Origin of the sequence: Sneathiella sp. (genome assembly GCF_036844445.1) — a bacterium.
Taxonomy (GTDB): domain Bacteria; phylum Pseudomonadota; class Alphaproteobacteria; order Sneathiellales; family Sneathiellaceae; genus Sneathiella.
On sequence record NZ_DAIUFV010000001.1, the window covers coordinates 693,501 to 717,254 of the forward strand.

The window sequence follows — 23,754 nt, forward strand, 5'->3', positions numbered from 1 at the left end:
CCCATGTCCGTTCAATTGCCGAGTGTCTGCCCGCTTGACTGCCCCGATACCTGTTCGTTCACGGTGACGGTTGCGGCGGGCGAGGTGCAGAAAGTGCGGGGCTCCACCGCCAATCCGATCACGGGCGGTGCGGTCTGCAACAAGGTCGCGCGTTATTACCCGGAATTTGTGCATGGGGAAAACCGGCTGCGCTATCCCTTGAAGCGGGTCGGGCCGAAAGGCGGCGATGACTTCATCCGCATTTCGTGGGAGGAGGCGATTGAGACCATCTATGAGCGCTTCACCGCCATCATTGCCGAATATGGGCCGCAGGCGATCATCCCCTATAACTACGCAGGGCCGCACGGGATGCTGGCCGGCGGCTCGATGGACTTGCGCTTCTTCCATCGCCTCGGCGCATCTCTCCTTGCACGGCGGCCGCTGTGCGGCGGCGTGAAGTCGGAGGCCTATAAAGGCACTTTCGGCGGCGCCGGCGCGATGCAGCCCTTGCAGCTGGAGGCGGCGAAGCTGATTGTCGTCTGGGGCAACAATGTCACCTATTCCAACCTGCATCTCGCGCCGATCATCAAGCGGGCGCGGGCGCGGGGCGCGAAGCTTGTCGTTATCGACCCCAAACGCATCAGAATCGCCGAGCAGGCCGATACCTATCTCGCTGTCCGCCCCGGCATGGACATCATCCTCGCCTTTGCCATCGCCGCTGAGCTTGAGCGGATCGGCGGCATCAACCATGCCTTCATTGCGGAACATGTCTTGGGCGCCGATGAATTTATGGCGGAAGCGCGCAAATTCACGATCGAGGAGGCGTCTGCGCTTTGCGGCGTTTCCGTCCCGGAAATCCGCGCCTTCGCGAAGCTCTATAAGGAGAGCAGTCCCGCCGCCATTTCTGTTGGCAACGGGATCGAGCGTAACCGGAACGGCGGCAACGGCATCCGCGCGATTTTCGCCCTGCCGGCGCTCGCCGGGAAGTTCGGTGTGCGCGGCGGCGGCATCGTCGGCGGCTCGGGCAATCTCTTTCCGAAGACGCCGGACCGGCTGCAACGGCCCGATCTCGTACCGCCCGGCACCCGCACGCTCAATATCATCGATATCGGCCGGCATCTGGCGGAGCAGGATCTCGATATCCCGCTGAAAGGCGTCTTTATCTATAACCATAACCCGGTGGTGGTGACGCCCGACCAGAACACGACCCGGCGCGGCCTTGCCCGCGAGGATATATTCACCGTCGGCTGCGATATCGCCATGACCGACAGCATGAAATATTGCGATATCATTCTGCCCGCGGCGACGCATTTCGAGCATGATGATATTTTCTGCGCCTATGGGCAGCCGTATCTGCAGCGCGCCGCGCCGGTTATCGAGCCGGTCGGCGAAGCGCTCCCCAATACCGAAATATTCCGCCGCCTCGCGGCGCGGTTCGGCTTTAACGAGCCGGCCTTCACGGCCACCGATAAAGAGCTGATGGACGATGCGATCGACGGCAGCGATCCGCGCCTTAAAGGCTGCCGGCCAAGCGAAATTCCGCTTGGGCTGGCGCTATCGATGGAGCGGGGCGAAATGGAGACTATTCTGTTCGAGAACGCCGCCCCAAAAACACCGAGCGGCAAAATCGAGCTGAAATCGGCCTATCTGCGCGATCAGTTCGGGGCCGAAATCCCGACCTATCACCCCGTTTCGAGCACCTATCCGCTGATGCTCGTCACCCCCTCGTCAAACAAGCGTATCTCGTCGACCTTCGGCGGGGTGAAAGCCAATGACGACCGGCCGGTTCTCGAGATGCATCCGCGCGACGCTGCGGCGCGCCGTCTTGAGGATGGCGCGGAGGTGCGGCTCTATAATGATCTCGGCGAGGTGTTCATGCCGCTCAAAATCACGGAGAATGTGCGCGAGGGGGTCGTCTTCTCGCCCAAAGGCTGCTGGTTCAAGACGAGCGTCAATAACCAGACCGTCTCCGCCCTCGCACCCACGTTCAAGGCGGATCTGTCCGAGGGCGCCTGCTTCAACGACTGCCGGATCGAGGTGGAAGCGGTCTGATTCCGGGCCGTCACATCCCGCCGTTTGCGAGAACAACGAGGAGGGCCCGCGCTTCCTCAAGTCCGCTATTGCTGATGGCATGCGGCTGGTCGGCGGCGTAGCGGGCCGTTTCGCCCGGCAGGACACGCTCGCTCTCCGCGCCCGCCTCAACCGTCATTTCGCCGCTGAAGACGGTCAGATGCTCGGTTGTGCGGGGCGTGTGGGAGCTGGACGCCATCCGCCCGCCGGGCTTCAGGATCAGCTCGTACCATTCCATCTCATTGACAAGGCTCGCCGGGCCGAGGACGCGGAGGACATATTGCCTGGCCGGGTCGTTGAGGACAGGCGTCGCGGCCGCCCCCACCACCGTCAGGCTGTGCGTCGGATCATCGCCGCGCACGATATCGTCGATGGTGACGCCGAGCGCTTCGGAAAGCCGCCACACGGTCGCGAGCGTCGGGTTGGTCTCGTTACGCTCGATCTGTGAGAGCATGGACTTGGAAACGCCGCAGACCGCGGCAAGCTGATCGAGCGTCAGATGCTTCTCTTTGCGCAGCCGATTTATGGTGGCGCCCACGGCGGGCGGGGTATTTCTTTCGTCCGACATATTTTCCTGTTGACTGGAAATAATTCCGATATATTTTACAAAGTACAGTATAACGGATTTTTTTCCAATTTCCAGACAAAACAGGTGCGCCATGTTTACCATTGCCAAAACTGAAGCGACGCGCGGCCTCTGGCCCGTCTCGAAAGCCCCGCTGGCGGAGCCGGGGCAGGGCATGGTCCGCATTGATGTCCTCGCCGCCGGGATTTGTGGCACCGACTATCATATCTATAGCTGGGATGCCTGGTCGTCGGCCCGCGTCAAAACGCCGATGACGATCGGTCATGAATTCGTCGGCCGGATCACGGCGATCGGCGAGGGAGTGAGCGGTTTCTCCATCGGTGAGCGGGTCTCGGCGGAATGTCATATCGCCTGCGGCGCCTGCCGCTTCTGCCGCACCGGCAATGCGCATATCTGCGAGAATACCCGCATCATCGGGGTGGATCGCCCGGGCGCCTTCGCCGAGCAGGTGGAGGTGCCGGCGAGCAATCTCTGGCGCGTGCCCGCTGCCATCCCCGATGCCCATGCGGCAATTTTTGATCCGGTCGGCAATGCAATGCATATGGTGACGAGCGCCGGGGTGACGGCGAAGGATGTGCTGATTGTCGGCGGCGGCCCGATCGGCCTTTTCGCCGCCGCCATCGCCAAGGCGCATGGCGCGCGGACAATCGCGCTGCAGGAGCCGAACCCGGCCCGCGCCGCCATCGCCCGCTCGCTCGATCTCGATCTCGTCGTCAATCCGCGCGAGCCGGGGTCCGTGGCGGAAATTCTCGCCCTCACCCGCGGGCATGGCCCCGAAGTGGTGCTGGAGGTGAGCGGCAATGCCGCCGCGTTGAATGCCGCGCTCGATATCGCCGCGCCCGGGGCGACTTTCGCGCTGCTCGGCATCCCGGCGGGGGCCGTCACCCTCGATCTCGGCGCCAAGGTGGTGATGCGCGGCGTCCGTCTGCTTGGCATCACGGGGCGGCGGATGTATGAGACCTGGTATCAGGTCGAAGCCTTCATGCTGAAGAACCCGGGTCTGATGGACAAGGTCATCACCCATATCCTGCCGGCGACCGAATTTGCCCGCGGCTTTGCCTTGATGGATGAGGGGGCGTGCGGCAAGATCGTTCTCGATTTCGCCAATATCAGCGGGGGGCGGCTGCAATGAGGAATGCGTTTATCGACCGGCTTGCGGCAGAGCTGGACGCGGCCGAAAAGGCCGGCACATACAAGCATCTCAAAGTCATCGAAAGCGCGATCAGCGATCGCGTCCGGCTGGCCGGGAGAGGGGAGGTCACGCTCCTGTCATCCAACGACTATCTCGGCTTCGCCAGTCACCGGGAGATAGTCGCCGCGGCGCGGGATGCGCTTTTGCATTTCGGCGCGAGCACGGCCTCGGTCCGTTTTATCTCGGGTACGCAGAGTGTCCATGAGACCCTGGAGACGGATCTCGCCCGTTTTCACGGCACTGAAGCGGCGCTCAGCTACTCCTCCTGCTGGGCGGCGAATACCGGGCTTTTCGCTGCGATCACGCGCCCGGGCGATGTGATCCTCTCCGATGCGCTCAACCACGCCAGCCTGATCGACGGCATTCGCGCGACCGCAAAGGGCGTGGTGCGCGATGTCTATCGTCACGCTGATATGGAGGAGCTGGAGGCCAAGCTGAAGCAGCATGCGCAGGCGCCCGCCCGCCTGATCGTCACCGATGGCGTTTTCTCCATGGAAGGGGATATCGCGCCGCTCGATACGATTGTCGCGCTCGCCCATAAATATGACGCGCTGATCGTTCTCGATGATTCGCACGGGCTTGGCGTCATGGGCCGGACGGGGCGCGGCACGGCGGAGCATTTCGGCGTGATGGAGAGCATCGATATTTTTACCGGCACGCTCGGCAAGGCGCTTGGCGCGGGCACGGGCGGGTTCGTCGCAGGCCCGAAGGCGGTTACCGAAACGCTTATACAGAAGTCGCGGCCGCATCTTTTCTCAAACGCGCTGCCACCCTCGGTCGCGGCGGCGGGGAGCCGGGCGCTTGAACTGCTGAACGCCGCGCCCGAGCGAGTCCGCGCGGTGCAGGAGAAGGCTGCCGCTTTCCGTGGCCTGCTGCAGTCAAAAGGATTGAAGCCGCTCGATGGGGAGAGCGCCGTCGTCCCGGTTATCGTCGGCGCGACCTCGACCGCCATCCGCCTCGCCGAGGCCTTGCTGGAGGAGGGCATTTTCGTCACCGGTTTCGGTTATCCCGTGGTGCCCGAGGGAGAGGCGCGAATTCGCTTCCAGATTTCCTATTCCCATACCGATGCGGAGCTTGAAAAGGCGGCATCGACCCTTGCGCGGCTTTTGAGGTAAACGGGGCGGCCCGCCACTCGGCAATTGACAGGCGGATGGGCAGCGGCGAGAGTAAAGCGACATTTCACCCGCCCCCCGTCAGCCACCAGAACTAGCCCGATTAGCCCGCATGGAAGCCTGGATCCTTATCACTCTCTTCGCCGCGCTCATGCAGAATGTGCGAACGGCGCTGCAAAAGGCGCTGAAGGAGCGGCTGTCGACGGGTGGGGCGACCTATGTGCGCTTTCTCTACGGAACGCCCTTCGCGCTTCTTTATCTTGCCGCCATTCTCCATTTCACCGATCTCACGCTGCCCCGTCCGAACGGGGAGTTTCTGCTCTATGTCGCCGCCGGCGGGATTGCGCAGATTGCCGCGACGGGCTTGCTCGTCAGCCTGTTCAGCTATCGCAATTTTGCGGTCGGAACGACATATGCCAAGACCGAGACGGTGCAGGCGGCGCTCTTTGGCATCATTCTCCTCGGTGAGCATGTCGGCACGGGCGCGGCGTTCGCTATCGCCATCAGCTTTGTCGGGATCCTGCTGATCTCGATGTCATCGAACGCCTTCAGCCTGAGGGAGTTTCTCTCCGGCTGGATGAGCCGCGCGGCCGGGATCGGCCTGCTGTCGGGCGCCATGTTCGGTATCTCCGCCGTCTGTTATCGCGGCGCGGCGCTCGCCCTCGGCGGGGAGGGGGTGATGATCCAGGCCGCCTATACGCTGGTCGTCGTGATTCTGTTCCAGACCGCGCTGATGAGCCTTTACCTGCCGCTCCGCGAGCCCGGCCAGATCCGGCGGGCGCTGGCAAGCTGGCGGGTCGCGGGCTGGGTCGGGCTGACCAGCATGCTGGGATCGGCGGGCTGGTTTACCGCTATGGCGCTGCAGAACGCCGCGCTGGTCAAGGCCGTCGGGCAGGTCGAGCTGGTGTTCAGCTTCATTGCCTCCTACTTCTTCTTCAAGGAAAAGACGAGCCGTATCGAGCTCGCCGGCATCCTGCTGATCGTTTTCGGTATCGTCCTGCTGCTCCTCGACCGCGGTCCATGAGAGAATTTTATACAATTCTATAGTTTGTGGCTTTTGTTTTAAAATATCATGGGTTATGTTATCCCAATAATTGGATATCAAACAATAACGAGGTTGCCTGTTGGGAAAGCAATACTCCAGCCGTGAGATGATCGAGAAGCTTGTCGGCTTCGATACGGTGTCACGCGGCTCCAACCTCGCCCTCATTGGCTTCGTTGCGGATTATCTCGCCGGCTTTGGCGTGACGGCAACGCGCGTCTACAACGCAGATAAATCAAAGGCAAATCTCTACGCCACCGTCGGGCCGGAGCGCGAGGGCGGCGTCGTCCTCTCGGGCCATACCGACGTGGTGCCGGTCGATGGCCAGCCGTGGGTGACCGATCCTTTCACCGTCACCGAGAAGGACGGAAAGCTTTACGGGCGCGGGACGGCGGATATGAAAAGCTTTTCCGCGATCGCGCTCGCCAAGGTCCCGGAGATGATCGAGAAGGGCCTCAACTATCCGATCCATTTCGCGCTTTCCTATGATGAGGAGGTCGGCTGCCTTGGCGCGCCGTCGATGATCGGTGAGATAGCGGCCCGTGTGCCGCGCCCGCGCGCCGTTATTGTCGGGGAGCCGACGATGATGGAAATCGTCTCCGCCCATAAGGGGATCATGTCGATCGAGACCCGGGTGACGGGCCGGGAAGCCCACTCCAGCCTTGTCGAGGATGGCGTGAGCGCGATCATGGTGGCGGCCCGGCTGATCGCCTTCATCGGGAAGATGATGGCCGAGAACAAGGCGCGCGCGCCGGCCGAAAGCCCGTTCCGTCCGGCCTACAGCACCCTGACCTGCGGCGTCGTGAACGGCGGCACGGCCGGAAATATCCTCGCACGGGAATGCCGCTTCATGTGGGATATCCGCCATGTTCCCGGAGATGATCCGATGTCCTTCGTCAAGCGGTTCGAGGAGTATTCGGCGACAGAGCTCGGTGCAATGCGGGAAATCGCCCCGGAAGCGTCGATCGCGACGGAAATCATCGCCAATGTGCCGGCGCTGCAGCCCGAAGACAACGGCGAGGCGGAGATGCTCTGCCGCTCGCTGACCGGGCTCAACACAACCCATGCGGTCGCTTACGCGGCGGAGGCGGGGCAGTTTCAGGGAGCCGGCTTTTCGACCGTCCTGTGCGGCCCGGGGTCCATCTCGGTCGCCCATCAACCCAATGAATATATAGAGATATCGCAGGTCGCCGCGGCCGAGGTATTTCTCTCGAAACTGATCGACAGGCTTTGCATATGAGCGAAGGGGAATGCAATAGACAGGGGTGAAACTATTCGCTAATCTCAATCACAAAAGCCGTAACAATAATAACAAGACGGCGAGAGCCCGCTTGCGGGCGTCAGATGACAGGCATCTCAGACAAACCAAGGGAGTTATCATGAAATTAAGGACAGGATTATTTGCCGCCGCCGCCGTTGCCGCCCTGATGGCCACCGCACCGGCTCAGGCCGCCAATTTCAAATATGCGTTCCAGGGAGACCTCAGCTCTCTCGATCCGCATTCGCTGAATGAATCATTCCTCCTGAGCACGCTCGGCAACGTCTATGAAGGGCTGGTTCTTTACGGGCCGAACCTCGAAATTCAGCCCGGCCTTGCTGAATCCTGGAAGCTCGTCTCGCCGACGGAGTGGGAGTTCAAGCTCCGCGAAGGCGTGAAGTTCCATGGCGGGCAGGATTTTACCGCCGATGACGTGATCTTCTCCTGGCAGCGGACCCTCTCGGAAGGCTCCGACCAGAAGGTGCGCGGCGGCATGATCAAGAACATCAAAAAGGTCGATGATCATACCATCGTCATTGAAACGCCTGCGCCGAACCCCATCCTCGTGCAGGATCTGCCGTATCTCTTCATCATGGACAAGGAATGGTCCGAAGAGCATGGCACGCAGAACGCCACCAGTGCGGCCGGGGATAATGCCGGCAACTACGCCAACCTGAATGCTAACGGCACCGGCCCATTCCAGATTGTCAGCCATCAGGCGGACGTCAAAACGGTAATGAAGCGCAATGACAAATACTGGCAGGAAATCCAGGGCAACGTCACGGACGTCATCTTCACACCCATCAAGGAAGCCCCGACCCGCGTTGCGGCGCTGATCTCGGGCGAGCTTGACATGGTGTATCCGGTTCCCGTGCAGGATTGGGAGCGGCTGGATAAAGCCGACGGCGTCTCGGCGCTGACCGGCCCGGAAGCGCGGACGATTTTCATCGGCTTCGATCAGAGCCGGGACGAGTTGCTTTATTCCAGCGTCAAAGGCAAGAACCCGTTCAAGGATCAGCGGGTCCGCGCCGCTTTCGTTCATGCCGTCAATCTTGAGGCTATCAACGAGAAAATCATGCGAAGCGCGGCAACGCCGACGGGACTTCTGGCCGCGCCGCAGGTCAACGGTTTCGATGCCGATCTGAACAAGCCCTATGAGTTTGACCCGGAAAAATCGAAGGCGCTTCTTGCCGAAGCCGGCTATCCGGACGGTTTCGAGGTGACCCTCGACTGCCCGAATGACCGCTACTTCAACGATGAGAAGATCTGCCAGGCGATCACGTCGATGCTGGCCCGGGCCGGGATCAAGGTCACGCTGCTCGCCCAGCCGAAGTCGAAATATTTCGGCAAGATCCTCGCGACCAGTGGCTATGACACCAGCTTCTATCTGCTGGGCTGGACGCCGGGCTCCATGGACATCGAGAACGTCCTCTCCTCGCTGGTCGTTTGCCGCGATGAGGCCAACAACCGCGGTATGTTCAACCTTGGCAATTACTGCAACCCGAAGGTTGACGAGCTGACCGCCGCCATCGGCAGCGAGACCGATGCCGACAAGCGCAATGCGATGATCAAGGAAGCGCTGACCATCGTGAAGGAGGATGTCGCCTATATGCCGATCCACCAGCAGCCGATTGCCTGGGGCGTGAGCGACAACATCACGGTGAACCTGCGTGCCGACAACGGCCTTGACTACCGTTATGTGACGATCGGGAAATAACTGACGAACGGGGCGGGGCCGCTTTTGCAAAAAGGCGGCCCCTCTGTTCCTGTGCGTCTGATCGTGGACCAATATGATTTCATTTATTTTCAAGCGTCTGGCGCAGTCAGTGATCGTGATGCTGACGGTCGCCCTGATCGCCTTTTCCATGTTCCGCTTCGTCGGCGATCCCATCAACAACATGGTCGGGCAGGACACCAGTCAGGCGGACCGTGCGGCGCTTGCCGAGCGGCTCGGGCTGAATGATCCATTCCTCGTCCAGTTCGGCCGGTTCGTTGTGAATGGCGTGCAGGGTGATTTCGGCTATTCCTACAAATATCGCCAGCCGGTCAGCAGCCTGATCATGGAGCGGCTGTCGGCGACGCTGGAACTTTCTTTCGTCTCGGCCGTGCTCGCCCTCGCCATCGGCATTCCGGCGGGCGTCTATACCGCGCTTCACCCGAAGGGGTGGCTGTCGCGATCGGTCATGGGACTGTCGCTCATCGGCGTCTCGCTGCCGACATTTCTGATCGGCATCCTGCTGATCCTCTTTTTCGGCGTCATGCTGCGCTGGCTGCCGACCTTCGGGCGCGGCGAGGTAGTGGCGCTCGGCTGGTGGACAACCGGCTTTCTCACCTTCTCGGGCCTTAAGTCCATGATCCTGCCGGCGATCACGCTGGCGCTCTTCCAGATGACGCTGATCATGCGACTTGTGCGCGCCGAGATGATGGAGGTGCTGCGCACCGATTTCGTGAAATTCGCGCGCGCCCGCGGCCTGCCGGATCGCTCCGTGCATTTCGTCCATGCGCTGAAGAATACGCTGGTGCCCGTGATCACCATCACCGGGCTGCAACTCGGCGCGCTGATCGCCTTCGCCATTATCACCGAAAGCGTCTTTCAGTGGCCGGGCATGGGCCTCCTGTTCATCCAGGCGATTCGTGATGTCGATATTCCGATCATGGCGGCCTATCTCGTCCTGATCGCGTTTTTCTTCGTCATCATCAACATGATTGTTGATATTCTCTATTACATCGTCGATCCGCGCCTGCGGGCTGACAGCACCGCGTGAGGGATGTGATGTCGAGCCTGGAATATAGCGAAAAATCTCCGCTTCAGCGGTTCTTCGAAGGCGATCTCTGGTACAGCTTCACGCACAGCCCCGTCGCCATCATCGCCGCGATCCTGACGGTCGGCATGATCCTCGCCGCGATTTTTGCGCCGCTGATTGCGCCCCACAACCCCTATGACCTCGCCTCGCTCACTATCATGGACGCGAGCCTGCCACCGGCCTGGGAAACCGGCGGCGATCCGCGCTTTCTGCTCGGCACGGACGATCAGGGGCGGGATATCCTCTCAACCATCCTCTACGGCGCGCGAATTTCACTCGCTGTCGGCTTCTTCTCGGTCATCTTCGCAATGGTGATCGGCATCTTCCTCGGCCTTGTCAGCGGTTATGTCGGCGGCCGGCTCGACGCCTTCATCATGCGCGTCGCGGATGTGCAGCTGTCCTTTCCCGCCATCCTGATCGCGCTGCTGATCGACGGCGTGGCGCGCGGCATCATCCCGAAAGAAATGCATGTCGACATCTCCATCTATGTGCTGATTTTCGCGATCGGCATCTCGGGCTGGGTGCAGTATGCCCGCACCGTGCGCGGCTCGACGCTGGTGGAAAAGAATAAGGAATATGTTCAGGCCGCGCGCGTCATCGGGGTGCGCCCCATGACCATCCTGCGCCGCCATATCCTGCCCAATGTGATGGGGCCGGTGATGGTGATTGCGACCATTCACCTCGCGCTTGCCATCATCACCGAGGCGACGCTTTCCTTCCTTGGGGTCGGCGTGCCGCCGACGACGCCCTCGCTCGGGACGATGATCCGCATCGGCAATGAATATCTCTTCTCCGGCGACTGGTGGATCACGATTTTCCCGGGCGCGACGCTGGTCATTCTCGTGCTCGCGGTCAACCTGCTCGGCGACTGGCTGCGCGATGCGCTGAACCCGAAGCTGCGATAGGGAGGCGACGGTGGATCTTCTCAATATCAATAACCTCCGCATCGAATTCCCGAGCCGGCATGGCACGGTCGTTGCCGTCGATCAGGTGACGCTGCGCGTCGGACCCGGCGAGGTGCTCGGCGTGGTCGGGGAATCGGGCGCCGGCAAATCGACCATCGGCAATGCGGTCATCGGGCTGCTGGAGCCGCCGGGAGAAATGACGGGCGGGCATGTCTATCTGAAGTCCGAGCAGATCGATACCCTCGGGCCGGAGGCCAAGCGCAAGATCCGCGGCCGGCGCATCGGCATGATCTTTCAGGATCCGCTGACCTCCCTCGATCCGCTGCAGACGATCGAGCAGCAGCTCGTCGAGACCATCGAACAGCATCTGAAGCTCGGCGAGAAGAAGGCGAAGGCGCGGGCCATCGATCTCCTGCGCCAGGTCGGCATTCCCGATCCGGAAGTCCGCATCCAGAATTATCCGCATCAGTTCTCCGGCGGCATGCGCCAGCGGGTGGTGATTGCGCTTGCCCTCTGCGCCGAGCCGGAAGTCATCATCGCCGATGAGCCGACGACCGCGCTTGACGTTTCCATCCAGGCGCAGATCCTTGATCTCATGCGGCGGCTCTGCCGCGAGACGCAGGTCGGGATGATTATCATCACCCATGATATGGGCGTGATCGCCGAGATCACGGACCGCGTCGCGGTGATGTATCGCGGCAAGGTGGTTGAAGAAGGGACGACGGAAAAAATCCTCGGCAATCCCGATCACCCCTACACCCGCAGCCTGATCAGCGCAGTCCCGCGTCCCGATATCCGCCTGAAACGCTTTCCGATGGTGAATTACATCGAGGCGGAAGGCAGCCGGCCGCGCAACATTGACCTCTCGACCCACTGGCTCGGCCAGACCCGCGACTTCGAAAGCATCTCCGGCCCGCTCCTCAGCCTTAAAAACCTGGTGATGACCTTCGTCACCCGGCAATCCTTTCTGAAGAGCCGGCGCAAGACCTTCAACGCCGTCGATGACGTTTCCTTCGATATCCATGAGGGCGAGGTGTTCGGCCTCGTTGGTGAGAGCGGGAGCGGCAAGTCAACGGTCGCGCGGATGATCTGCAGCCTCTATAAACCCGCCGCCGGAGAGGTGAATTTCGCCGGCACCGATCTCACCCGGATCACGTCGGAAAGCGAGCGCGATTTCTATCGCCGCCAGATGCAGATGATTTTCCAGGATCCGTTTTCATCGCTCAACGGGCGGATGAAGGTGATGGACATCATCGCCGAGCCGATCCGCTTCCATAAACTCGCCCGCAGCAATCGGGAGATTGAACAGATCGTCACCGACCTGCTCGATCATGTCGGGCTTGGCGGGCGGGCGGCGGTGCGCTTTCCGCATGAATTCTCGGGCGGGCAGCGCCAGCGTATCTCCATCGCCCGGGCGCTCGCGACACGGCCGCGCTTTCTGATCTGCGATGAGCCGACATCCGCGCTCGACGTTTCGATTCAGGCGCAAATTCTCAATCTTCTGAAGGATTTGCAGGAGCAGCTCGGGCTCACCATGCTGTTCATCAGCCATGATCTGCCGGTCATCCGCCAGATGTGCGATCGCGTCGGGGTGATGAAGCAGGGCAAGCTGCTGGAAGTCGCGGCGACGGAGGATCTGTTTGAAAATCCGCAATCGTCTTACACGCACGAACTGCTCGACCTGATGCCGAGCCTTCAATCCCTCTCGAACCGGGGGCTGGAGGTCGAAGCCGGGCAGCAGTAAAGGCGGCGCGCTATTTCAGCGCCGCCAGACCCGCAACGGCTTTCCCGATGAGATCGGCCCCGCGCGTCCAGACCGCTTCCTTCCAGTCACCCGCGTCGCAATAGAAGGCATCGCGCATATGCTGCTTGATGCTTTTGCCAAGCGGGGTTTCCACATCGCCCTTGATGTAGAGCCAGTTGTCGGCGCGAAGGGCGTTCAACACCTCCATCACCGGGATAGTGCCATATTCGATGGCGATGCAGGTGTGGCTCGCGTCCGGCGCGCTTTCGCTGATCGCCGCATCGATGGTGCCGCGGACAATGGCGGAGGCGGAGGTCCGGGCCTCGGGCGAGGTGACGTCATCGCCGTACCACTCAATCGCACGCGGCAGGGTGGACGGATCGCCGACATGGATAATCTCGCCATGGCCATAGGGGCCAAGGCCGGTATGCAGATCGATAAAGCCGATATGTGCGGCGCCTGTCGCCTCGCGGGCGATAATGCTGCGCAGCGTCTTGTTCGACCAGGAGGGGGCGAAGCCGCCAAAAAAAAGCCCGTCCGGATGGATATACTGCCCGCCGGTGACCGCGGCCTGAAACGTCATCAGCCCCTTCTCGGCGATATAATTCTGGATGGCGGCGTCCGCCGCGGCGCGGGCCGGTCCTTCCCAGTCCTCGGGCACCAGCCAGTCATGCACTTCCCGGTAGGCGGGATTATCGGGCAGCGCGGTCTCGAAGTCGCGGAAGTTGCGGTTGAGGTCGATATTGTCCTCATTGACGCGGCGGATATGGGAAAAGCCATACGGGTTGATGGCGTGGATCAGGAGGACCGCGGTATCCTCGGGGAGCGCGGCGAACGCGTCCGTCTCGAGCAGTCCGACCTGGATGCCGGAGCCGCAGAAACCTTCGCCGCCATGGGTGCCTGAGGAAATGACGAGAAGGCGCTTCGCGCCCACAGGGCCGATGCGTGCGACATCCATGTAGAGATCCTCCCCGTCCGCCCCTTTTGCGAATTCATTCAAATGGTTGACGACTTTTATCTCGCGCTTCATGCAGCATTCGAGGAAGCGGGTCCGCGCTTCGGCGTAAGTGGCGGAGAAAAATCCGGGTACATCCATATCGTGTCTTTCCCTTTTTTGTTTTCTCTGCTGTTATAGCAGACGAAAGTGCCGCGGCGAAACATTTCGCGCGCGGGAAGGAGCAATAAGGAAAAATAACAATGCCGGATAAATCCTACCTTATCATCGGATCTGAATATTCACCTTTCTCCGTCAAGGTGAGGTCCTATGCCCGCTATAAGAACATTCCGCATGAATGGCGCCAGCGTACGCTTGGCAACATGGCCGAGTTCCAGAAATACGCCAAACTGCCGCTGATCCCGCTGGTTGTCGGGCCGGGCGAGGAGGTGCTGCAGGATTCAACGCCGATCATTGAGACGCTGGAGACGCGGTTTCCCGATCCGGCGCTCGAGCCGCCCTCGGCGGCGCTCGCCTTTCTCTCCGCGCTGATCGAGGATTATGCCGATGAATGGGTCAACAAGCCCATGTTCCATTACCGCTGGTGGGGCGAGGAGGATCAGATCGCGGTCGCGGGCCGCCTTGCCGCAAATATGGCGCCCGGCGCAGATGAGGCGAAAGTCGCGGAGCTTGCCGCCGGCCTTCGTGCCCGCATGGTGCCGCGGCTCCGCTTCGTCGGCTCAAGTGAGCAGACGAAGCCGGTGATCGAGGCATCGCTCGACAATCTACTCGGGATCCTGGAAGCGCATCTTGAGACGCGCGACTATCTCTTCGGCGGGCGGCCGTGCCTTGCCGATTTCGGACTCTTCGGGCAGGTGGGCGGCTGCCTGCAGCAACCGACGACCGAGCGGATGATCCGGGCCGGAAACCCGCGCACCCTTGCGTGGCTGGAGAGGATGCAGGATCCGAAGGCGCGCGGCGATTTCGAGACGTGGGCGACGCTCGCGCCGACGCTTTCGCCGCTTCTGAAGTCGGAAATCGGCGAGCTTTACCTGCCGTGGAGCCTCGCCAATGAAGCCGCCGTTGCGCGCGGCGAAGAGGAGTTTACGGCCCGTCTTGCCGGGCAGGATTTCACCCAGCAGATCTCGAAATATGCCGCGAAATCTCTCAAGGTGCTGCGCGACAAGCGGGCGGCGATCCGTGACCATGCCGAGCTCGATGCCATACTCGCGGAGAATGCGTGTTTGCAACCTCTGGTGTCAGCGGCGTGAACCCTCTCGGCGCCCGCATCACATTTTTGCCGGAATGCGGGCGTAGGGTGCCTGCGTCTTGCGCGGAAAATCGAAAAATCGACGCCGCGCAAGTCTCGTAAACGGCCCCGAAACAGGGGCCAAAAATCACATTTTATTGAATGATATTAATCGGTTGACAGACGCATGCAGGGACTCAGGCGGATTTGGGAAACCCCCAACTAACTGTTGACCCCGGTCAAACTAGTATAATATATAATATCGGTGATCCGACAATAATGCCGATAAAAGCAACACGGGGCAGTTCAGTGGCGAGAATAGATGCGCTTGTGAAATCAGGGGTTGTAAACCCGGAGGGGTTTTATACTCTCGGAGGGCGGCTCGCGATTGATTTCGCCAACAGCTATAAACGGATCGGCCGCGACCGCGAAGGGATCGCGAGCTTTGACGATCTTCTGACCTTCATGAAATCCCACCATCTGCTGCATGAGGATGAAGCGTCGGACCTGCATATGTTTCATTTCCACAACCCGACGCGCTGTCAGGGCGTGGTGGAAACATTGCTGGGGCTGCGAAATTCATTCCGCAGCATTCTTGTCGATGTTGCGGCCGGCTGGCCGCTCAACCCGGCATTTCTCGAAGAGGTGAACAGCCGCCTTCAGGACTTCAAAAGCTTCCACCGGATCGAGCCGACGGAGGAGGGGATGGCGCTTCGCACCGTCATCGACGAGGATGGGCCGGAAAAGCTGATGTTCCCCATCCTGCATGATATCGCGGCGTTTCTGACATCCGACCATGTGGAGAAAACCCGCGCCTGCGCGAGCGAGGATTGCGATCTCTTCTTCGTCAACACCTCGCGCAACGGCCGCCGCCGCTGGTGCTCCATGTCGACCTGCGGCAACCGCGCCAAGGTCAATGCCTATCTGAAACGGCAGGAAGGCGACGCCTGAACCGCGCCGCCCGTCACCGTCAGTTACATTATGCTTTCGCCGCGCTGATCGCCTGATCGCGAAGCTGGTTCTTCTGCACCTTGCCCATGGTGTTGCGCGGCAGTTCCGGCACGAAATAGACCGCTTTGGGCACCTTGAAATTGGCGATCTTGTCTTTGATGGTCGCAATTACCTCCGCCGCGGTCAGCGTCTCGCCGTCCGTCCCCGGCACCACGAAGGCGACCACGGCCTCGCCGAAGTCGGGATGGGGAACACCGACGACGGCGCTTTCGCCGACCCCCGGGATTTCGTCGATAAAGCTCTCAATCTCTTTCGGGTAGACGTTATAGCCGCCGGAGATGATGAGGTCCTTGGCGCGGCCGACGATGCGGTAATAGCCATCCTCATCGCGGCAGGTCATATCGCCGGTGATAAAAAAGCCATCGGGGCGGAATTCTTCCGCCGTTTTCTCCGGCATCCGCCAGTAGCCCTTGAAGACGTTGGGCCCCCTGATCTCAAGTATGCCGATCTCGCCGTCCGCCACCACGCGGCCTGCGTCATCGACGATGCGCGCTTCGTTATCGAGGGCGAAGCCGACCGTGCCGGCTTTGCGAAGTCCGTCATAGGGGTTGGAGGTGATCATGCCGGCTTCCGTCATGCCGTAGCGCTCGAGAATGACATGGCCGGTGCGGGCGGTGAAAGCGTTAAAGGTCTCCTCCAGCAGCGGCGCCGAGCCGGAGGTGAAAAGCCGCATGTTGCGGCAGGCATCCCGGGTGAAGGCGGGATCTGCGAGCAGCCGGACGTAAAATGTCGGCACCGCCATAAAGACGGTCGAGGCCGGAAAGTGACGGATCACGTCGGCGCTATCAAATTTTTTCAGGAAGATCACCTTGCCGCCCGCAAGGAAAACGCAGTGCAGCGCGACGAAGAGGCCATGCACATGAAAGATCGGCAGCGCGTGCAGCAGCACGTCGCCCGGATGGAACTGCCAGTGGCGGTGCAGCGTGATGGCGTTGGAGGCGAGATTGTCATGGCTCAGCATCGCGCCTTTCGAGCGCCCGGTCGTGCCCGACGTATAGAGGATGGCGGCAAGATCGTCTTTTTCGCGCGCGACGGTCTCGAAGGTCGCAGGAAGGCCGGCTGAGCGTTCGATCAGCGTGCCATTGCCGCTCTCATCGAGGGTGAGGAGGGTCTTGACGCCCGCCTTGGCCACGATTTCGCCGACCTCGCTTTCATGGGCCGGGTCGCAGACGACGACCGCCGGCTCGGAATCGCTGATGAAATAGTCGAGCTCCGCCGATTTATAGGCGGTATTGAGCGGGAGATAGACGAGCCCGGCGCGCAGGCAGGCGAGATAGAGCAGCACCGCCTCCACCGATTTGCCAACCTGAACGGCAACGCGGTCGCCGGGCTTTGCGCCTTCGCTCGCCAGCAGATGGGCGATGCGCGCCGAGCCTTCCATCACGTCGCGGAAGGTATAGGGGCGGATCTCCGGCCCCTCGAAGGCAATAGCGTCGGGCTGCCGGGCGAAGCGGGTTTCAAAAAGTCGGTAAAGATTGCTATCGGTCATGCTCTTGTCGTCTCCGTTCCGCGCCGATTTTTCATAATTCTGTCATCGGATTTATGATAGTCTGGTGATTAACGCAAGCCGCTTCCCCGCTGCCCGCCTGCGGCCGGAAGGCGAGGGGCGAATTTTCAGGAATTCCGGACGCACACACTTTTACCCGCAGTCGAAACGATTACATAGCTAAATGAAATCGAAAAATGAACGCCCTTCCGGCGCCCCGGAAAGGACGCACAACATATGAGGACCAGATGCCACCGACTTTTGTCTCCCAGCTTTTCAACTCCATTGCCGATGCCGGGCGCGAGCTCCTCGATCTGCGGGGCGGCAGGAAATCCAGTGAGGATATAAAAAGTTACTGCCGCGATCTCCTGACCCAGAAGGGGGAGGCGTCGGGCATGGCGCTCGCCCGCGATGTGGTCGTTGCCTGGAATGAGCTCAATGACGCCGAGAAGCTTGATTTCCTTGCCTTTCTCGAAGCCGAGATGTCGCCCGATCAGGCGAAGATCGAGACTGCCGTCGCCGCCTATCACAAGGAGCCGACGCTCGACAACTACCGCACGCTCTCGACCGTCATCGAAGCGCCGCGCCAGGAGCTGATGCGCCGCATCAACTTTGCGCCGGGCGGTACTGCGGCCATCGTCGCCATGCGGAAATTCCTGCTGGAAAATCTGAAAGCCCATCCGGAGCTGAAAGCCGTCGACCATGATCTCAAGCATCTTTTGAGTTCCTGGTTCAACCGTGGCTTCCTGTCGCTGGAGCGGATCTCGTGGCGCACGCCCGCGGCGGTGCTGGAAAAGCTGATCGAATATGAAGCGGTGCATGAGATCGACGGCTGGGAGGATCTGCGCCGCCGCCTCGATCGCGACCGCCGCTGCTTCGCCTTCTTCCATCCGGCGCTGCCCGATGAGCCGCTGATCTTTGTTGAGGTGGCGCTCGTCAAGGGGCTGGCACCCGCCATTCCGCCGCTCCTCTCACGCGAGGGCAAGCGCGGCGATCCGGCGAAGGCGGACACGGCCATCTTCTACTCCATCAGCAACTGCCAGGACGGGTTGAAGGGCATCAGTTTCGGTAATTTCCTGATCAAGCAGGTGGTGGCGGAACTCTCGGCGGAGCTGCCGAACCTCAAGCATTTCGCCACGCTCTCGCCGATCCCAGGGTTCATGCGCTGGCTGAACAGCGTGAACGAGGCAACCGCAGGGCTGCATTTTCGCGATATCGCAAAGGTCCGCGAGGTACTGGCCGATCCGGAGTGGCATACAAAGCCCGAGCTTGCTGAAAAGATTCGCGAACCGCTTGAGCAGCTCTGCGCCCATTATCTGATCAACGAGAAGTCGGGGCGCCGCCCGCTCGATCCGGTGACGCGCTTCCATCTTGGCAACGGCGCACGGCTTGAGCAGCTCAACTGGCTTGGCGATACCTCGCCAAATGGCATGCAGCAGTCGGCCGGCCTCCTGGTCAATTACTATTACAGCCAGAAGGATATCGAAAAGAACCACGAGGCTTATGCGAATGAGCAGCGGGTCGTCGCCTCTTCCGCGTTGCAGGCGCTTGCGAAAAGCGCCCGGAAGTAGCGCCAGCGCCGCGCCCCCATCGCCTTTACATGCAGGGCCGAATTTTTTTGTCGACGTCGTGATGGCGATGCTTATAATTGGCCCCGGAGGTTCCTCGTGAACCGTGTGCGGGCCTTTCGGGGCCGGCCTGAAAACAATTAAGAAGAACAAGAACAACAGACCATCACAAATCACATAAGAAGAAGGATAAAAGATGTCGGACAAAGATATGCTTGCGGGTAAAGTTGTCGTCGTGACGGGCGCCGGCCGCGGTGTTGGCCGCGGGATCGCCATCATGTGCGCGCAGTATGGCGCAAAAGTCGTCGTCAACGACCTTGGCGGCACCGAGCAGGGCGAAGGCGCCGATCAGGTTCCGGCGCTTGAAGTTGTCAAGACCATCACCGACGCCGGCGGAGAGGCGATTGCCAACTTCGGCAACGTCGCCAAGAAGGACGACGCCGAGGCCATGATCGAAGCAGCGCGCAAGGAATTTGGCGGCATCGACTGCATCGTCAACAACGCCGGTATCCTGCGTGACGTGATCTTCCACAAGATGACCGAGGAAGAATTCGACGCCGTTATCGCCGTTCACCTGAAGGGCAGCTTCAACGTCGCCCGCGCCGCGGCTCCCTATTTCCGCGAGCAGCAGAGCGGCTCGATGGTTCACATGACCTCGACCTCTGGCCTCATTGGCAACTTCGGCCAGGCGAACTATGCCGCCGCCAAGCTCGGCATCGCCGGCCTGTCGCGCTCCATCGCGCTGGACATGTCCCGCTTCAATGTCCGCTCCAACTGCATTTCGCCCTTCGCATGGTCGCGCCTGATCGGCACCATTCCCCAGGGCACCGATGAAGAGCGTGCGCGCGTTGCCAAGATCCAGCAGATGACCCCGGAGAAGATCGCTCCGCTCGCCGTCTACCTGCTCAGCGATCAGGCAAAGGACATCACCGGCAATATCTTTGTTGTCCGCAACAACGAAATCGCCCTGATGAGCCAGCCGCGTCCGATCCGCAACCTCCAGACCTCCGATGGCTGGACCCCGGAAACCGTCGCAAGCCGCTTCGGCCCGGCCGTCAAGTCCTCGCTGGTGCCGCTTGAGCGCTCCGGCGACGTTTTCTGCTGGGATCCGGTCTAAGGAGCGGATGTCATGGCGATTGATTATGACAAGCTGACCAACTGGAAGTTCGACGAGGTCGAGCAGACCTATACCGCGAAGGACACGATCCTTTATGCGCTCGGCGTTGGTCTCTCGATGGACCCGCTCGACCTGCAGCAGCTTCGCTTCACCTATGAAGAGGATCTGCTGGCGCTGCCGACCATGGCGGTTGTCCTTGCCTATCCCGGCTTCTTCCTGAAGAACCCGGAATTCGGCGTCGACTGGGTGAAGGTCCTCCACGGCGAGCAGGGGATTGAACTCCACAAGCCGCTGCCGGCAGAAGGAACCGTCGTCGCGACGACGAAGATCACCGAGATCATCGACAAGGGCGCCGGCAAGGGCGCGCTGATCTACTCCTCGCGCACGGTGCATGACAAGAAAACCGGCGACAAGCTGGCGACCCTGACATCCACCACCTTCGCCCGCGGCGATGGCGGGTTCGGCGGCCCGACGGACGGCGCGCCGAAGCCGCATGAACTGCCGGATCGCGCGCCGGACAGCTCGGTTGAGCTGCCGACGCTGCTGCAGCAGGCGCTGATCTATCGCCTCTCCGGCGATTTCAATCCGCTGCATGCGGATCCGCGCGTTGCCACGGCGGCGGGCTTCAAGGCGCCGATACTGCACGGTCTTGCCTCGCTCGGCGTTGCCGGCCATGCGGTGCTCCGCCAGGCCTGCAACTATGACCCGGCGAAGCTGAAGGCGTTCAACCTCCGCTTCTCGTCGCCAGTCTACCCGGGCGAGACGCTGGTCACCGAGATGTGGCATGACGGGGACGTCACCTCGTTCCGCTGCCGGGTGAAGGAGCGGGATATCGTCGTGCTCAACAACGGTTATGCGAAGATTGCCTGACGCGATCACCGCAGCTTGAAAAACGGAAAACGGCAGAATTTGGTTTGAATTCTGCCGTTTCCTGTGTCAGCCGGTAAAATTTACGAATAAGAAAAGAAAGGCAATTTATGGACATCGAAGAAGCCATCCGTTCGCGCCGGTCAATCCGTGCGTTCACGGATCAGAAGGTCCCCCGCGAGAAGATTGAACGGATCTTGGAAATTTCCCAGCGGGCGCCGAGCGGCACGAATACCCAGCCCTGGCATACCTATGTCTGTACCGGTGAAGTCCGCGACGCGATCTGCCGCGACGTTCTCAAGCTCGTCGATGAGAATGCGGCGCGCAAATATGAAGAATATGACTATTATCCCGCCACCTGGAACGATACGCATCGCGATCGCCGCCGCGGGGTTGGCTGGAGCCTTTACGGCCTGCTCGGCATCGAGAAGGGCGACCGGGAGCGAACCGCCAGGCAATCACGGCGCAATTTCAACTTTTTCGATGCGCCGGTCGGGATTTTCGTCACCGTTGATGCCTATCTGAAGCGCGGCAGCTGGTTTGACGCCGGGCTTTATATGCAGACGCTGATGCTGGCGGCGCGCGGTGAGGGGTTGCACACCTGTCCGCAGGCGGCCTGGATCACTTTCCAGGGGCCGATTTTCCGCCATCTCGGCATTCCCGACGATCAGGTTCTCGTCTCCGGCCTTGCGCTTGGCTACGAGGATACGACGGCGATCGAGAACACGCTCGTGAGCGATCGGGAGGACGTCAAGAACGTCACCCATTTCTACGGCTTCGATTGAGTATCCGGCGGGCGGCGGGCTTTCCGCCGCGCGCCCGAGGCAGCAGAGGAGAGAGTTGTGAAAGTTTCACATGCCATTAAATCACGGATGACGGTGCGCCAGTTCCTGGACCGGCCCGTCCCGCTCGAGACAATCCGCGAGATACTGGAAATTGCGAAACGCGCGCCGTCGGGCGGCAATCTGCAGCCGTGGAAAGTGCACGTCCTGACGGGCGAGCCGTTGCAGGCGCTTGTCCGCGAGGTCGAGGCAAAGCTCATGAAGGGCGAGGCGGAAACGCCCGAATATAACGTTTATCCCCCCGATCTTGTCGAGCCCTACCGGACCCGTCGCCGCGTGGTGGGGGAAGCGCTCTATGAACTGATCGGCGTGCCGCGCTCGGACCGGCCGGGCAAGCTCAGGCAGCTCGCGCGCAATTTCCGCTTCTTCGATGCGCCGGTCGGGCTCTTCTTCGTGCTCCACCGCCAGATGGAGATCGGGCAATATGCCGATGTCGGCATGTTCATGCAGAATATCATGCTGCTGGCGCAGGAATATGGCCTGGATACCTGTCCGCAGGAGGCCTGGGCCCGCTGGCCTGAGACGCTGAAGAAACATCTTTCCCTCAGCGATGATGAGATTATGTTCTGCGGTATGGCGCTCGGCTATCGCGATCCGGATGCGATCATCAACCGGCTCGTCACCGAGCGCGAGGATTTCGAGAATTTTGTTACCCTGCACGGGTTTTAAGGCGAGAGAGGCATGGCAAGCGATATCATTCCGCAAATCCGCGAGACGGTGCGGCAGCTTTGTGAAGGATTTCCCGGCAGCTACTGGCGCGATAAGGACCGCGAGCGCGCCTATCCGACCGAATTCGTCAATGCGCTGACCGAGGCGGGGCTGCTCTCCTCGCTGATCCCCGAGGAATATGGCGGGGCGGGCCTGCCGCTTATCGTCGCCTCGGCAATACTCGAGGAAATTCACGCGAACGGCTGCAACGGCGCCGCCTGCCACGCGCAGATGTATACGATGGGCACGCTGCTGCGTCACGGCTCGGAGGAGCAGCGGCGCAAGTATCTTCCGGGAATCGCAAGCGGGGAGCTGCGCCTGCAGGCCTTCGGTGTGACCGAACCCACCGCCGGCACCGATACCACCAGCATCTCGACCATCGCGGTGCGCGACGGCGATGACTATGTCGTGAACGGCCAGAAAGTCTGGACAAGCCGCGCCGAACATTCCGACCTGATGTTGCTGCTCGCCCGCACCACGGCGAAGGACAAGGTGGCGAAGCGCTCCGACGGGATTTCCGTCTTCATCGTCGATATGCGCGAGGTGCTCGGCAAGGGCATGACGATCCGGCCGATCCGCACCATGATCAATCATTCGACAACGGAAGTCTTCTTCGACAATATGCGCATTCCCGCCTCCAGCCTGATCGGCGAGGAGGGCAAGGGCTTTCGCTATATCCTGACCGGCATGAATGCGGAGCGGATCCTGATCGCCTCCGAATGCCTCGGCGATGCCGAGTGGTTTATCAGGACCGCCTCCAACTATGCGCGCGAGCGCACCGTCTTCGGCCGGCCGATCGGACAGAATCAGGGCGTGCAGTTCCCGATCGCAAGGGCTTATGCCCAGATGCGGGCCGCCAAATTGATGGTGGAAGAAGCCTGCCGCCTCTATGATGCGGGCGAGGCCTGCGGCGCGGAGGCCAATATGTCGAAGATGCGGGCCTCCGAAGCTTCCTGGGCGGCGGGAGAGGCGTGCCTGCAGACCCACGGCGGTTTCGGCTTTGCCGAAGAGTATGATGTCGAGCGGAAATTCCGCGAAACAAGGCTTTACCAGATCGCGCCGATCTCGACCAACCTGATCCTCTCCTTTATCGCCGAACATGAACTGGACCTGCCGCGCAGCTATTGAGAGCTGCCGGCAGATATGTTTGTTATATAAGCATTTTTTGGAGGCCGCCCCGGTTTTCTGGGGTTTTTGCATGATCTCGACAAAAAAATGCGCAAGGTTAAAATTATGGTGTTGACTGGTTTGTTCCGAGGTCCTATAAGGCGGCTCTTGCT

Annotated in this window: 20 protein-coding genes; 17 read left to right on the plus strand and 3 right to left on the minus strand. The window is 60.9% G+C overall.

The genetic code is table 11. The features are described 5' to 3' along the window. Positions 1-3: 3 nt before the first annotated feature. Positions 4-2,031, plus strand: a complete 2,028-nt coding sequence (locus V7Z56_RS03230) for a molybdopterin-dependent oxidoreductase (protein WP_334127906.1) — start codon at positions 4-6, stop codon at positions 2,029-2,031. A 10-nt stretch (positions 2,032-2,041) separates the two neighbouring features. On the opposite strand, the gene V7Z56_RS03235 is transcribed toward V7Z56_RS03230, so the two are convergent. Further along, positions 2,042-2,617, minus strand: a complete 576-nt coding sequence (locus tag V7Z56_RS03235; RefSeq protein WP_334127907.1) for a helix-turn-helix domain-containing protein — start codon at positions 2,615-2,617, stop codon at positions 2,042-2,044. A 91-nt stretch (positions 2,618-2,708) separates the two neighbouring features. Here V7Z56_RS03235 and tdh point away from each other — a divergent pair, with 91 nt between their 5' ends. The 8 genes from tdh to V7Z56_RS03275 all read left to right on the plus strand — a co-directional run bounded on the left by tdh (position 2,709) and on the right by V7Z56_RS03275 (position 12,692). Further along, positions 2,709-3,767 carry an L-threonine 3-dehydrogenase gene (gene tdh / locus V7Z56_RS03240; protein ID WP_334127908.1) on the plus strand — a complete coding sequence of 353 codons (1,059 nt, stop codon included), beginning with the start codon at positions 2,709-2,711 and terminating at the stop codon, positions 3,765-3,767. Continuing rightward, positions 3,764-4,942, plus strand: coding sequence for an aminotransferase class I/II-fold pyridoxal phosphate-dependent enzyme (locus V7Z56_RS03245; RefSeq protein WP_334127909.1), 1,179 nt, complete (start codon positions 3,764-3,766; stop codon positions 4,940-4,942). Before tdh ends, V7Z56_RS03245 begins: the two co-directional genes overlap by 4 nt. A 109-nt stretch (positions 4,943-5,051) precedes the next feature. Continuing rightward, positions 5,052-5,963, plus strand: a complete 912-nt coding sequence (locus tag V7Z56_RS03250) for a DMT family transporter (protein ID WP_334127910.1) — start codon at positions 5,052-5,054, stop codon at positions 5,961-5,963. A 100-nt stretch (positions 5,964-6,063) separates the two neighbouring features. Then, positions 6,064-7,221 carry an acetylornithine deacetylase gene (argE, locus tag V7Z56_RS03255; protein WP_334127911.1) on the plus strand — a complete coding sequence of 386 codons (1,158 nt, stop codon included), beginning with the start codon at positions 6,064-6,066 and terminating at the stop codon, positions 7,219-7,221. 139 nt (positions 7,222-7,360) lie between these two features. Next, a complete protein-coding gene (locus V7Z56_RS03260; protein ID WP_334127912.1) occupies positions 7,361-8,956 on the plus strand; it encodes an ABC transporter substrate-binding protein in 1,596 nt (531 codons plus the stop codon). 73 nt (positions 8,957-9,029) lie between these two features. Next, complete coding sequence (locus tag V7Z56_RS03265; RefSeq protein WP_334127913.1) at positions 9,030-10,004, plus strand: ABC transporter permease; 975 nt, start codon at positions 9,030-9,032, stop codon at positions 10,002-10,004. Positions 10,005-10,012: 8 nt separating this feature from the next. Next, entirely contained in the window at positions 10,013-10,948 is a 936-nt protein-coding gene (locus tag V7Z56_RS03270) for an ABC transporter permease (protein ID WP_334127914.1), read from the plus strand. A gap of 10 nt (positions 10,949-10,958) precedes the next feature. Then, positions 10,959-12,692, plus strand: a complete 1,734-nt coding sequence (locus tag V7Z56_RS03275; RefSeq protein WP_334127915.1) for an ABC transporter ATP-binding protein — start codon at positions 10,959-10,961, stop codon at positions 12,690-12,692. Positions 12,693-12,702: 10 nt separating this feature from the next. On the opposite strand, the gene V7Z56_RS03280 is transcribed toward V7Z56_RS03275, so the two are convergent. Continuing rightward, positions 12,703-13,788 (minus strand): M14 family metallopeptidase, encoded by a 1,086-nt coding sequence (locus V7Z56_RS03280; protein WP_334127916.1) that lies wholly within the window; start codon positions 13,786-13,788, stop codon positions 12,703-12,705. Between the two features lie 101 nt (positions 13,789-13,889). On the opposite strand from V7Z56_RS03280, the gene V7Z56_RS03285 reads away from it, so the two are divergent. Both V7Z56_RS03285 and V7Z56_RS03290 read left to right on the plus strand, forming a co-directional pair. Beyond that, entirely contained in the window at positions 13,890-14,897 is a 1,008-nt protein-coding gene (locus V7Z56_RS03285) for a glutathione S-transferase family protein (protein WP_334127917.1), read from the plus strand. Between the two features lie 287 nt (positions 14,898-15,184). Beyond that, positions 15,185-15,826, plus strand: a complete 642-nt coding sequence (locus V7Z56_RS03290; protein ID WP_334127918.1) for a CGNR zinc finger domain-containing protein — start codon at positions 15,185-15,187, stop codon at positions 15,824-15,826. A 28-nt stretch (positions 15,827-15,854) separates the two neighbouring features. On the opposite strand, the gene V7Z56_RS03295 is transcribed toward V7Z56_RS03290, so the two are convergent. Next, positions 15,855-17,375 carry a malonate--CoA ligase gene (locus tag V7Z56_RS03295; protein WP_334127919.1) on the minus strand — a complete coding sequence of 507 codons (1,521 nt, stop codon included), beginning with the start codon at positions 17,373-17,375 and terminating at the stop codon, positions 15,855-15,857. Between the two features lie 245 nt (positions 17,376-17,620). Between V7Z56_RS03295 and V7Z56_RS03300 the strand changes: the two genes are divergently transcribed. The 6 genes from V7Z56_RS03300 (at position 17,621) to V7Z56_RS03325 (ending at position 23,602) form a co-directional block, all read left to right on the plus strand. Then, complete coding sequence (locus V7Z56_RS03300; RefSeq protein WP_334127920.1) at positions 17,621-18,943, plus strand: malonyl-CoA decarboxylase; 1,323 nt, start codon at positions 17,621-17,623, stop codon at positions 18,941-18,943. A 193-nt stretch (positions 18,944-19,136) separates the two neighbouring features. Next, the gene (locus V7Z56_RS03305) at positions 19,137-20,057 is read left to right on the plus strand and encodes an SDR family oxidoreductase (protein WP_334127921.1); all 921 of its coding nucleotides are present in this window, start codon (positions 19,137-19,139) and stop codon (positions 20,055-20,057) included. Between the two features lie 12 nt (positions 20,058-20,069). Continuing rightward, complete coding sequence (locus V7Z56_RS03310) at positions 20,070-20,927, plus strand: MaoC/PaaZ C-terminal domain-containing protein (RefSeq protein WP_334127922.1); 858 nt, start codon at positions 20,070-20,072, stop codon at positions 20,925-20,927. Between the two features lie 107 nt (positions 20,928-21,034). Then, positions 21,035-21,709: a nitroreductase gene (locus V7Z56_RS03315; protein ID WP_334127923.1), complete on the plus strand. Its 675-nt coding sequence runs from the start codon at positions 21,035-21,037 to the stop codon at positions 21,707-21,709. A 57-nt stretch (positions 21,710-21,766) separates the two neighbouring features. After that, entirely contained in the window at positions 21,767-22,435 is a 669-nt protein-coding gene (locus V7Z56_RS03320) for a nitroreductase (RefSeq protein WP_334127924.1), read from the plus strand. Between the two features lie 12 nt (positions 22,436-22,447). After that, positions 22,448-23,602 carry an acyl-CoA dehydrogenase family protein gene (locus tag V7Z56_RS03325; protein ID WP_334127925.1) on the plus strand — a complete coding sequence of 385 codons (1,155 nt, stop codon included), beginning with the start codon at positions 22,448-22,450 and terminating at the stop codon, positions 23,600-23,602. The last annotated feature ends 152 nt before the right edge of the window (positions 23,603-23,754 follow it).